At 58.1% G+C, this 12258-nt stretch carries 12 protein-coding genes; 11 read left to right on the plus strand and 1 reads right to left on the minus strand.

Features of this window, described 5'->3' with window-relative positions; translation table 11 throughout:
* Positions 1–830: 830 nt before the first annotated feature.
* The gene (virG, locus tag AC0L24_RS31910) at positions 831–1556 is read right to left on the minus strand and encodes a two-component system response regulator VirG (protein WP_473564843.1); all 726 of its coding nucleotides are present in this window, start codon (positions 1554–1556) and stop codon (positions 831–833) included.
* Positions 1557–2814: 1258 nt separating this feature from the next.
* On the opposite strand from virG, the gene AC0L24_RS31915 reads away from it, so the two are divergent.
* The 11 genes from AC0L24_RS31915 to virB11 all read left to right on the plus strand — a co-directional run bounded on the left by AC0L24_RS31915 (position 2815) and on the right by virB11 (position 12256).
* Positions 2815–3597: a type IV secretion system lytic transglycosylase VirB1 gene (locus AC0L24_RS31915; protein WP_473564845.1), complete on the plus strand. Its 783-nt coding sequence runs from the start codon at positions 2815–2817 to the stop codon at positions 3595–3597.
* 75 nt (positions 3598–3672) lie between these two features.
* A complete protein-coding gene (gene virB2, locus AC0L24_RS31920; protein ID WP_473458220.1) occupies positions 3673–3978 on the plus strand; it encodes a pilin major subunit VirB2 in 306 nt (101 codons plus the stop codon).
* A complete protein-coding gene (locus tag AC0L24_RS31925) occupies positions 3978–4304 on the plus strand; it encodes a type IV secretion system protein VirB3 (protein WP_473564846.1) in 327 nt (108 codons plus the stop codon). The genes virB2 and AC0L24_RS31925 overlap by 1 nt, the downstream gene beginning before the upstream one ends.
* On the plus strand, positions 4304–6673 hold the full coding sequence (virB4, locus tag AC0L24_RS31930; RefSeq protein WP_473564847.1) for a type IV secretion/conjugal transfer ATPase VirB4: 2370 nt from the start codon (positions 4304–4306) through the stop codon (positions 6671–6673). Before AC0L24_RS31925 ends, virB4 begins: the two co-directional genes overlap by 1 nt.
* A gap of 13 nt (positions 6674–6686) precedes the next feature.
* A complete protein-coding gene (locus AC0L24_RS31935) occupies positions 6687–7370 on the plus strand; it encodes a TrbJ/VirB5 family protein (protein WP_473564848.1) in 684 nt (227 codons plus the stop codon).
* 58 nt (positions 7371–7428) lie between these two features.
* On the plus strand, positions 7429–8316 hold the full coding sequence (locus AC0L24_RS31940; protein WP_473564849.1) for a type IV secretion system protein: 888 nt from the start codon (positions 7429–7431) through the stop codon (positions 8314–8316).
* A 21-nt stretch (positions 8317–8337) separates the two neighbouring features.
* On the plus strand, positions 8338–8496 hold the full coding sequence (locus tag AC0L24_RS31945; RefSeq protein ID WP_095814513.1) for a type IV secretion system lipoprotein VirB7: 159 nt from the start codon (positions 8338–8340) through the stop codon (positions 8494–8496).
* On the plus strand, positions 8493–9206 hold the full coding sequence (locus AC0L24_RS31950) for a type IV secretion system protein VirB8 (RefSeq protein ID WP_473564850.1): 714 nt from the start codon (positions 8493–8495) through the stop codon (positions 9204–9206). The genes AC0L24_RS31945 and AC0L24_RS31950 overlap by 4 nt, the downstream gene beginning before the upstream one ends.
* A complete protein-coding gene (locus tag AC0L24_RS31955) occupies positions 9203–10084 on the plus strand; it encodes a TrbG/VirB9 family P-type conjugative transfer protein (protein ID WP_473564851.1) in 882 nt (293 codons plus the stop codon). The genes AC0L24_RS31950 and AC0L24_RS31955 overlap by 4 nt, the downstream gene beginning before the upstream one ends.
* The gene (virB10, locus tag AC0L24_RS31960) at positions 10081–11232 is read left to right on the plus strand and encodes a type IV secretion system protein VirB10 (RefSeq protein WP_473564852.1); all 1152 of its coding nucleotides are present in this window, start codon (positions 10081–10083) and stop codon (positions 11230–11232) included. The genes AC0L24_RS31955 and virB10 overlap by 4 nt, the downstream gene beginning before the upstream one ends.
* Positions 11216–12256 (plus strand): P-type DNA transfer ATPase VirB11, encoded by a 1041-nt coding sequence (gene virB11 / locus AC0L24_RS31965; RefSeq protein WP_473564853.1) that lies wholly within the window; start codon positions 11216–11218, stop codon positions 12254–12256. The genes virB10 and virB11 overlap by 17 nt, the downstream gene beginning before the upstream one ends.
* Positions 12257–12258: the final 2 nt, after the last annotated feature.

A 12258-nucleotide genomic window follows, 5' to 3' on the forward strand; every position in this document is an offset into this window, starting at 1 on the left:
CAGCCCTGTTGCGGCCTGTGAAAAGGCAGAGGACTGAGAGTACGCAAACCCTCGCAATCGGGCGGCAGCTGAGCGAAGCAAATACGTCATCCACCAGGCAAGACTCCAACCAAGCCCGCGCGGACCTCATGGCTTCCTCCCGAAGCAGAGAGCGCTCCGACGCGGGGCGTTGAGCTCGATGGCGGATGAGGCAGAACAGCTCTTTTTGGCAACGGTGAGGCTGATGCGATCTCCAGACCGGTTGCTCTCGCCATAATGATCAGGCTGGCATTGTTGCAAGGCGATTGTAGGGCTTGGAACTCGCCGATCCTCAGTCAGGCGGCGCTGAGACGGAGCGCCGACCTCAATTAGATCGAAAACGATATCCCTCGCGACCGCATCGGCCAATGAACGCGGTGCGACGCGTCAGGAAACGGCCGCGCTATTGTGGCCGATCTTAACCTTGGCTGCGCGAAAGCTCAGCCTGATCGGTCACAATTCCAAGCTCGCCCGGTCAATAGGCGCTCTCACGTTGGGAAGGTGTTCCGCGCTTCATTAACGAAGGCCGCATCGAGATCAACAGCAACACCATCGAGCGCTCGCACTCAACCACAACGCTCTTCGCTGGCTCGAACGGCGGTGCCGATCGCTGATCAAAACCCGCAAGCCCAATCGTGTCGAGCTACTCGGCTATCTGGCCGACGTCCTCAGCAGCACCGTCAATAGCCGTCCCAACAGCCAGATCCACGACCTGCGCCTTAAGCCTACACCCGGACGCCCGAGCTAAAGGCTGTGGCCTGAGAACTCCGCTTTCGCTTGAGCCTCGTTAGCCAATCGCCAGAAACGCCCTGTCACGCGGCCAAGGTGCCTCCGTAGCTAACGTCTACGTCAGCGTTGAAGAAGTACCCCGCACCACGACACGTTTTGACCAGGCGAGGATTGGCCGCATCAGCCTCGAGCTTTCGGCGCAAGCGCAAGATCAGGACATCGATACTTCGATCGTAGACCTCTTCTCCACGCACACGGCTCGCGAGCAAAAGCCGTTCTCTGGATAGTACGCTGCGGGGGTTCTCCAGGAACGCGATCAAAAGATTGAACTCACATGCGGTAAGCTTGACCTCGCCACGCTCTGCACAGATCAGCCGCCGCTGCTTGACGCTGAGCTTCCAGGCTCCAAACCGAAATGAGCGATGATCTTTGGTTGGCGGACTGGCAATGCGCTTGCGTAGCGCTACGCGAATGCGGGCCAGGAACTCGCGCAGCCCGAAAGGCTTGGGGATGAAATCGGTTGCGCCGAGCTCCAGTGCAACGACTTTTTCCGCCTCATCAAGCCGGTCGCCGCTGATCACTATGATGGGTAAATCCGATTTGGTCGCCAGATTGCGGACGATGGCAAGCCCATCCTCCCGGCCTAGATTGAGGTCAACCACCACAAGGTCGACAGGCTCATGGGATAGAATGTAGTTAAATTGCTTGCTATCGTTGACTGCGGTCACCTTCAAGGCATGCATCATAAGATACTCGGCGATGAGGCGCCGCATTGCGGCATCATCGTCAATGACAAGAACATGTTTCAACGGCTCACCTTCAATCTTGAATCCCCTTGAGTCTAAAACCGTTGCCGAGCAACCATCTGGCACCGACGCAGAACAGCTGCCCCTTGCTACCACTCGCCGTGGCGTGCGGCCAATGTGAGGCCGTTGCTCGTGCTGGTCTTTTCATCCACAGCCAATTGACGGCAGCAAGGAAGCCCGTGGCCACCAGACGGATCCAAGCGCCGGCATGACCCTGCCGTGGGGTCATTCGCTTATCGCTTCGAGCTCACATGCAGGCCTGCCAACACCACTCGACTTCGACGGAACGGACGCCCAGTTGCCTGCCACGTCGTTGCTTCGTCGCGTTTCTGGCACGTGCGGAGCTGGATCTCGAAATCCTGCCGCTCGTGCGTCCGGCTCGGACGCAGTGGAGCAGCGCGGCGTTTGATTGATTGCAAAGGCGGTGGGCGCAAGAACGGCCGTGTCGCTACATTGGCCTTGGGCGAATGGAATAGTCTCCTGCCAAGCGGGTTCTTTCGAGGTGGCCGGCCGCGCCAAACCCTGGTTCGGGCGCCCGGCAGTCCGGTTGCGGCTACTGTTCGAGTTAACATTTCTCAGTTGAATGCACACACTCCCTTTGAGCCAGTCACTATGCTTACCGATTGCGCCGTCGGACGCCGCCGATGGCGTGCGGTCTTGTGCAGATGGAACTGTACATAATCCTCTGTTGGCGGCCGGCCGAACAGCTGCACCAGGCTGCGCTGTGCCGCGATGTCTTCCAGTTGACCATTGCGCCGCGGATTTGCGCCTTCGAGCCAGCTTCGCGGACGAGCTCGCCGTGTCGATGTACCTGACCGTGTAGGGCCGCGCATGGCTGCTTCTCAAAGCAAATGGCAGCATACGGCAACTTTTGGGCAGCTTGGCGCCTTCGTCGGTCTCCCGTTCGACTGGCCCACGGCACGCGCAGTCTGGACAACCCGCGGAGCTTCCATCTTGCCTTTGACCAGGCGCCCGCAGAAGATCCATCATCCATGACGCCGAAGCCGCGGCTTACGGTCCAGGAGCAACGGACGACCGGGACGGGCAATCCGCACACGACTCATCGTATCCGGCTGATCGGACCCGGGCCACCCCGCGCATTGCGCGAAATGCTCACCCACGCTGACACCAACAAGCTCTTTGTTTCAGTTGAAGCCGAAAAGCTGAACTTGAACATCACACAGTAACAAACCTCCCCGATAAGCGCGTGCCGGACAAGGCCAGAGCCCGCACGGCGGCTTGGAAAGGTAGGTGATAGGAAATGTTTATTGCAGTTTGGCCGCTGGCCATTGTCCTGTTGACATCCATGTCGCTCCCAGCCGAGCCCGCGCCACTTTCGCCCCGTGAGTTCCGCAGCCTATCGCGCAAATGCGCTCCCTGGGTTGCGCCGTCCACCCTCGCCGCGATTGCCAAGATTGAAAGTGGCTTTGAAACGCTGGTGGCTCATGACAACACCACAGGCGAGCAGCTTCGCTGGATAGACCAGCTGGAAGCGACGCGGGGCATCAAGGAGCGACTCGAAGCACAACATTCTGTCGATGTTGGATTGATGCAGATAAACAGCAAGAACTTTCCCACGCTAAGTCTCACGCCGGAAAAGGCTTTCGAGCCCTGCGCCTCCCTTTCGGCTGCCGCCCACTTGCTTGAAAGCCGGTATGCCGGCGGCGCGACTGCTCCGGCGCAGCAACTGGCGCTTCGCCGTGCCATCTCGGCCTATAACACGGGCGACGTCACGCGTGGCTTCGCCAACGGTTATGTACGCAAGGTCGAGTCGGCCGCAAAGGACATCTCAAGTCACCTTGAGCCAACGCTGGAGTCGACCGCTCGCGATGCGCCACCTCTTGAGGCGCCCGGTCGCAAGGCCGTGCCGCCTCTGCTCCAACAGAGCCAACAGGCCACTAGAAAGCAGCCCAACCAAAATTCGTGGGACATCTGGGGCTCCTATCAGCCAAACCGCTCCAGGGCCGATCCCTCCGGTCCGACAGGCAGCCAGGCTGCGGAAGAGCGGGAACCCTCGAACCCGAACAAACTCGTATTCGATTGAAATCATGGAGATACAATGATGAAGCCACTCAAAATACTTCGTGCGCTTAAAACGCGTGTTCCTTCGCCTTTTTCCATGTTGCGCATGGCGGCTGAATATGTACCGGCCGCTGCTGCGGGCGTCGCGTGGACGGTCTTCTCCAGCGGGCCAGCCGCGGCCCAGGTGACCGGAGGGACGGATCCTGCCACGATGGTCCAGAATATCTGCACCTTCATCCTTGGCCCCTTCGGACAATCGCTGGCTGTGCTCGGACTCGTGGCCATCGGCATCTCCTGGATGTTCGGTCGTGCTTCACTTGGCCTCGTTGCGGGCGTGGTTGGAGGAATCGTCATCATGTTTGGCGCCAGCTTCCTGGGCAAGGCGCTCATAGGCGGCGGCTGATGAGCGACCGGTTGGAAGTGAGCACCCTCTATGTGGCGGCGACACGCCCCGCCCTTTTTCTGGGGGTGCCGCTAACGCTGGCCGGAGCGCTTATGATGTTGGCGGGGCTCGTCATCATCATCCTTAAGAACCCCCTTTATGAAGTCGTGCTCGTGCCACTGTGGTTCGGAGCACGGCTGATTGTTGAGCGTGACTATAACGCCGCAAGCGTCGCGTTCCTCTATTTGCAGACCGCCGGCAGAAGCGTGGACGGGCCGGTCTGGGGCGGCGCGAGCGTCAGCGCCAATCCGATCAGAGTGCCGAAACGCGGAAGAGGAATGGTGTAATGTTTGGCGCCAGTGGCCGGACCGAGAGATCTGGCGAGATCTATCTTCCGTATGTCGGTCATTTAAGCGATCAGGTTGTCCTTCTGGAAGACGGATCGATCATGGCCATGGCACATGTGAACGGGCAGCCGTTCGATTTGGAAGACGCTGAGATGCGCAACTCGCGCTGCCGCGCGTTCAACACGCTCTTTCGCAACATCGCCGATGACAATGTCACGCTGTACGCTCATCTTGTGCGAAACAACGATGTGCCGGAGCCGGCATCGCGCCAGTTTCAAAGTGCGTTCGCTGGCAGTCTGAGCGAGGCCTATGAGAGCCGGGTGCTGTCAGGCAAGCTGTTTCGCAACGATCACTTCCTCACTGTCATCGTGTTCCCCCGTACCGCAATCGGCAAGATCGGCTGGCGCATTGCCAAATCCCCCAGGCGCAATGACAACGATCTCGCCGCACAAATACGAACCCTGGAGGACCTCTGGCAGATCATTGCTGGGTCACTCGGCGGTTACGGTCTGCGCCGGTTGGGTGTTCGTGAGAAAGGCGACGTGCTCTTCACGGAAATCGGTGAGGCGCTTCGGCTGATCATGACTTGCCGGTTTCTCCCGGTTCCGATGGTTACCGGCTCACTTGGCGCTTCGATCTACACTGACCAAGTCATCTGCGGAAAGCGGGCGCTTGAGATTCGAAGACCCGGGGATAGCTCCGTGGGATCATTGTTTTCGTTGCGTGAGTATCCGGCGACGACGCGGCCAGGAATGCTAAATCCGTTGCTGTCCGCCAACTTCCCGCTTGTGCTCAGCCAGAGCTTTTCCTTCCTCACTCGGCCACAAGCTCATGCGAAGCTCAGCCTTAAGTCCAGCCAGATGACGAGCGCCGGCGACAAGGCTCTCACCCAAATCAATGAACTTGCCGAAGCAGAGGACGCACTGGCAAGTAACGAGTTCGTCATGGGTTCACATCATTTGAGCCTGTGCGTCTATGCCGAAAGCCTCAACAGCCTTGGAGATCGCGCAGCAAATGCCCGCGCAAGGCTGGCCGACACGGGCGCCGTTATTGTCCAAGAGGGTATCGGCATGGAGGCCGCGTACTGGTCCCAACTTCCGGGGAACAAGAAGTGGCGCACGCGCCCCGGGGCGATCACCTCGCACAATTTTGCCGGGCTTGTCTCTTTTGAGAATTTTCCAAGTGGTTCCACTTCCGGCCACTGGGGCAAAGCGGTTGCGCGCTTTCGCACGAACGGTGGAACTTGTTTCGACTACATCCCGCATGAGAATGACGTCGGTATGACGGCGATATTCGGACCCGTCGGCAAAGGCAAGACGACGCTGATGACGTTTATCCTCGCGATGCTTGAGCAAAGCGTGGTGGATCGCGATGGTGCGATCGTCTTTTTCGACAAGGACCGGGGTGGTGAACTGCTGGTGCGAGCCACCGGAGGGACATATCTAGCGTTGCGCAGAGGCGCTCCGAGCGGCTTGGCCCCCCTGCGTGGACTGGACAACACCTCCGCCTCGCTGGACTTTCTGCGCGAGTGGCTGATGGCCCTGATCGAGAGTGACGGCCGTGGCCCGATCTCGCCGGAGGAAAGCCGTCGACTGGAGCGTGGCATTGTTCGTCAACTTTCGTTCGAACCCGTCATGCGCTCAATTGCGGGCCTGCGCGAATTCCTGCTGCACGGCCCCTCCGAGGGCGCAGGAGCACGGTTGCAGCGCTGGTGTCGAGGGAATGCGCTTGGATGGGCCTTTGACGGCGATGTCGATGAAGTAAAGCTGGATGCCTCCATTACCGGCTTCGACATGACGCAGCTCCTGGAATTTGAGGAGGTCTGCGCGCCGGCCGCCGCATATCTTCTGCACCGCGTGGGCGCTGTTGTCGATGGCCGTCGGTTCGTCATGAGCTGCGACGAATTTCGCTTCTATCTGCTCAACCCCCAGTTTTCGGCTGTTATCGACAAGTTCTTGCTTACCGTCCGCAAGAATAATGGGATGTTGATACTCGCAACGCAGCAGCCTGAACACGTGCTTGAATCGCCTCTCGGAGCCAGTCTCGTTGCGCAATGCATGACGAAGATTTTCTACCCATCACCGACGGCGGACCGGGTTGCGTATGTCGATGGCTTGAAGTGCACCACGCAGGAGTTCGAGGCAATCCGCCAGGGAATGGCAATTGGCAGCCGCAAGTTTTTGCTCAAGCGCGACAGCGGGAGTGTTGTTTGCGAATTCGATCTCGGCCAGATGCGCGAGCATGTAGCCGTACTCTCGGGGCGTGCCAACACCGTGCGCTTTGCCGACCAGCTTCGTGACCAGCACGGAGATGCCCCAAGTGCGTGGCTCGATGAGTTCATGGCTCGTTACCACGAAGTTCAAGACTGACGGAGGACTATTCATGAGATTTGCCAAGATTGCAGCGACGGCGCTCGCTGCTTCCTTTCTGCTTGGCACACAGGCCCGGTCGCAATTTATTGTCAGCGATCCGCTAACGGAAGCACAATCGGCCTTAACCGCGGGTTCCACTGCGGCAATCCTTATAAAGTCGGCCCAAACGCTCGCTGCTACGATCGAAATGGTGGATATGCTGACGTCGTCATTTGCTGTCACGGGACTGTTGGGCGCACTCAACCAAGGAAATCAATACCCATCCAGCAATAGGCTGGAGGAGCAGATGTTTGATGGTGGGAAGCCAGCTTCGACCATGGCGTGGAACATTGCGGGGGACTCAAATCGGACAGTCACCGGCTCCGATGCAGAAGCGGAACTGTTAAAGGCACAGATCTCTGGTGCCGCCAATACCGCAGCTCTCGCAGCCGACACTATGGGCGTAATGGACAGGCGCCTTAAGAATAACGCCGACACGCTTGGTCAGCTTTCCCGCTCGGGAAATATCGTGCAGGCCACAGTGACCAACGGTCTGGTCCTCAAGCAGATTCACGATGCGATCATTCAGAATGTCCAGGCCACGAGTCTGCTGACGATGGCCACTGCACAAGCGAGCCTTCACGCCGCGGAGGAGGCTGCCACGCAGCGTCGCGAACGCCGGGACACCGCCAAAATGTTCGGCAGCCTCCCGTGAACCACGCAGAGTTCATCCGGCTCAGCTGCGCTGATCAGGGACAAATCAGGCTCAGGCCATGAATTTCAGGATTCCCGCGCCATTCACGGCCATACACACGATCTTTGATGTGGCCTTTACGTCAGGGCTGCACAACGTGCTTGAAAAAATCCAAGAGGCGGTCAGCGCGCCTCTGGTTGCGTGTGTGACGCTTTGGATAATAATCCAAGGCTGTCTGGTCATGCGTGGTCAAGTCGATGCGCGCGGGGGTATCTCGCGCGTAATCATGGTGTCGATTGTCGTTGCCCTTATCTTAGACCAGTCCAACTACCAGCATTACATTGAAGCGTTCTTCGACGACACGATACCAAGGTTTGCTCACCAGATAAGTAGCAGCGACTTGCCATTCGTCGATATTCCCGGGAAGCTCGACTTGATGTTTGCTTCAAGCCAGTTTGCGTTTCAGATGATTGCTTCCGAAATTGGGCCTATGAACGGCCAGGACATACTTGCGTTCGAGGGAGCGCAATGGATTTTCTACGGCTCGATGTGGACAGCGTTCGAGATCTACGATGCCGTGGGAATTCTGACGAAGGTGCTCTTGACGATCGGCCCTTTGGTCCTTGTAGGCTATCTTTTCGATCACACGCGAGACATGGCCACCAGATGGATCGGCCAACTGCTCTCGTACGGGCTGCTGCTTCTCCTCCTCAACATCGTTGCAACGATAGTTATCGCTGCCGAAGCAGTCGCGCTGGGGGGCATGATTATCCTGATCAAAATGTCGTCCACGACAGCAGCCAAGATCATCGGGCTTTACGAGCTCGACATGCTCTTCCTGGCTGGCGACGCTCTGATCATCGCGCTTCCGACGATCGCCAGCAGCATCGCCGGCGGCTCTTGGGCAGGCGAGAATCGATCTCTGAACAACCTCAACCGCTACTTTGCCAAAACGGCGCGTCATTAATCAATAACCGGTGCCAAAAACATGAAACGCTATCTACTGTTGTCAATCCTCGCTTTGGCGGCCTGCAAGACAACCGATCGGCTTGCGACCTGCACGGGTACGCCATTCCAACTGAACGCCGGACAATGGGAAACCACTCCTGAGGATCTTCAAGTCGAGTGCGCGGAAGAGCCCAAGTGAAATTTCCTGAACATGCTCTTCTGGTGGAGAGAGAAACGCTAGCCGCCCACTACAAGAAGGTGGAAGCGTTTCAAACTTCGCGAGCGAAGTCTGCGGGGCGCCTGTCAAAGGCCCTTGTAGCCTTTGCGGCAGTGGCGGTCCTAGGAAATGTTGCCCAGGCATTTACCATCGCTGCCATGGTCCCGTTGGCCAAGCTCGTACCTGTGTTCCTCTGGGTGCGGCCGGACGGGACCGTTGACAGCGAAGTGTCAATCTCTCGACTGCCCGCAACTCAAGACCGAGCCGTCATAAACGCTTCGCTGTGGGAATATGTACGCCTGCGCGAGGGCTACACGGCAGATACAGCCCAATACGCCTATGACCTCGTATCCAGTTTCAGCGCACCGGCTGTGCAACAGCAATATCAAGATTTCTTCAACTATCCCAATCCCACCTCGCCGCAGGTCACGGTTGGCAAGCGCGGCAAGCTCGAGGTCGGGCATATTTCATCAAACGACATCAGTCCCGACGTTCAGCAGATCCGATACAAACGTACGCTTGTTGTCGATGGGCAGACACCGATAGTGACCTCCTGGACAGCTACCATCCGCTACGAGCGCTTGACGGGTCTGCCTGGGCAATCGAGGCTCACCAATCCGGGAGGTCTACTCGTCACCTCCTATCAAACCTCGGAAGATACCGTATCGAATCTGGGCGACGTGCAGCCATGACAAAAAGAGCATTTCTGGCGCTGGCCTGTTCACTCTTCCTCACGATGGAAGCGTGCGCCGAAGACACGCCGCTTGCCGGCAAGCATGATGCGCGGATGCGCTACCTGGCTTACCGTCCCGACGAAGTGGTGCGCCTATCGACCGCAGTTGGGGCAACGCTGGTTGTCACATTCGCGGCCAACGAGACCGTCGCAGCCGTGGCCGTTTCCAATAGCAAGGACCTGGCTGCGCTCCCGCGCGCCAATTATCTCTTTTTCAAGGCTAGCCGGATGCTGTCGCCGCAGCCGGTCGTCGTGCTGGCCGAGAGCGAGTCCGGTACACGCAGATACGTCTTCAGTATTTCAACAAAAGAGATGCCAAAACTCGATGAGCAGCAACCAGACCTATACTACAGTGTGCAGTTCACCTATCCTGCTGATGAGGCTGCTGCTCAGAGAAAGGAAGCAGAAAGGCGCTGGAGTCTTGGCCGAGCCCGGGCGAAAGTGCTGCAAGACGAGAGAGTTCAGGATTTGTTGAATCGGCCCGCCGCAACTGCCAGTCCAGACGAAAGCAATTTTCACTATGTCGCAAAGGGCGATCGATCACTGGCGCCGCTGGAAGTTTTCGATAATGGCTTTACGACCGTATTTGGCTTCGCAAGCAATTCCCGCATACCCTCCCTGTACATTATCAATCCCGACGGCAAGGAAGCCGCTGCCAATTACACGGTCAAAGGCGACTATGTTGAAGTATCCGCCGTCGCCCGGGAATGGCGTCTGAGAGATGGCAACACGGTCTTGTCCATTTTCAACAGGGCTTATGACCCTGTGGGACGAGCGCCAGGGACCGGTACAGTGACACCCGACGTGTGGCGCGTTTTGAAAGGCTCGGGACGATGAATGAAACCGGCCCGCAGGCGGGACATGATGTCCATGCATCCGTATCGATGGTCTCGGAGCCGGCCCGCCGGCATGTTTCGGGATCACAGAAGTTGGTCGTCGCTGCTCTTGTTCTGATCTCGTCTCTATCGCTCATCTGGCTCGGAGGTCGTTCCAGCACACAAGACGAACCATCTCAGCCAAACCCGCCAATTGTCGCCAACGCCGAGCCATTCCGTCCCGTGCCAATCGAGGTTGCTCCAGAACCTCCAGAACCTCCAGCACCGGCAGAGGCGGCGCAGGCGGCAGATCTTGCGCCATCCACGCCGCCCCCAACGGCGCCAGCTGATGCGCCGCCAGAGGAAACACCAATTTTCGCCTACAGTAGCAGCAGTCAAATGCCCAAAGACGGTCAGCGGAGCGAAGACGACCATAAGGATGCTCCCACGACACCGGATGAGATTTCAAGCGGTGGCGATCTGTCAGGCCGGTTGAAGCCAGATATACAGGAGTCGAGCCGGGCCACACTTTTGCCGCACCCTGATCTCGTGATTACTCAAGGAACGATCATTCCATGCATTTTGCAAACGGCGGTCGACACAAATTTACCCGGCTATGTGAAGTGCGTCTTACCTAAAGCCGTCCGCGGCGCCACCAACAATGTCGTGCTCTTGGATCGCGGGACGACCGTGATTGGCGAGATCCAGCACGGTCTCCAGCAGGGGGATGCGCGTGTCTTCGTGCTGTGGACGCGCATCGAAACACCTGACCATGCCCTCGTTTCGATAGCATCGCCGGGCGCTGACGAGCTCGGCCGCTCCGGAATGCCTGGCACGGTGGACAATCACTTCCGGGAACGCTTTGGCGGAGCGATTCTCATGAGTGTCATCCAAGGCGCGTTTCAGGCGGCTGGTCAATATGCGGCCAGCTCTGGCGGAGGAAGCGGCATCAACAGCTTCCAGAGCAATGGTGGACAAGCCGTCGAGACGACATTGAGAGCGACGATCAACCTTCCCCCAACCTTGAAGAAAAACCAGGGTGACGCCGTATCCATCTTTGTGGCTCGGGACCTCGACTTCTCCGATGTATACGATCTTAGAGCGACTGCCGTGGCGCCGTCCCCCCAACATCGCGAACGCCGGAGAGACAACAATGCAATCGGAGGCTGATCCTCAATTGCGTTTGCTTCTCGAGCCCGTTCTGCAATGGCTTGAGGAGCCAAGGACCGAAGAGGTCGCTATCAACCGGCCTGGGGAAGCCTTTGTCCGACAGGCCGGCGTGTTCACGAAACACGCGCTGCCACTGTCTTATGTCGATCTGGAGGACATCGCGATCCTCGCCGGAGCGCTGCGCAAGCAAGATGTCGGACCCCAAAGCCCCCTCTGTGCGACTGAGTTGCCGAACGGAGAGCGGCTGCAGATCTGTTTGCCGCCCGCTGTACCCTCAGGAACAATAAGCCTGACGATACGGCGTCCCTCAAGTCGTGTGACCGAACTCAAGGAAGTTTCTTCTCGCTACGAATACTCGCGTTGGAATCAATGGCGGTCACGAAAAGAGCGCCAAGAGCGGCAGGACGAAACGATTCTTCAGCACTACGACCATGGCGACCTGGAGGAATTTTTGCGAGCCTGCGTCTGCGGGCGGCTCACGATGCTGCTTTGCGGACCAACTGGAAGCGGCAAAACGACAATGAGCAAGACTTTGATCAACGCTATACCCCCGCATGAGAGGTTGATCAGCATCGAGGACACGCTCGAACTTGCAATCCCGCACGAGAACCATGTCCGCTTACTCTATCCAAAGGACCGGGCAGGCGCAGGTACAGTGACGGCCGAGCAACTGTTGCAAGCCAGCTTGCGCATGCGCCCTGATCGAATATTGCTTGGCGAGATGCGCGATGATGCCGCTTGGGCTTACCTTAGTGAAGTCGTCTCCGGCCATGCAGGATCGATATCAACGATTCATGGGGCTGATCCGGTCCAAGGTTTCAAAAAGCTCTTTTCACTCGTCAAGAGCAGCGCGCAAGGAGCCGCTGTGGAAGACCGCACGCTTCTTGACATGCTGTCGGCTGCCATTGACGTCATCGTACCGTTCCGTACCCAAGGCGACGTGTATGAGGTGGGAGAGGTATGGCTCGCCGCCGATGCCCGGCGACGGGGAGAGACCGTAGCCGACCTTCTCAATAAGCACTAAGG

It is taken from the genome of Mesorhizobium sp. WSM4809, from assembly GCF_055811655.1.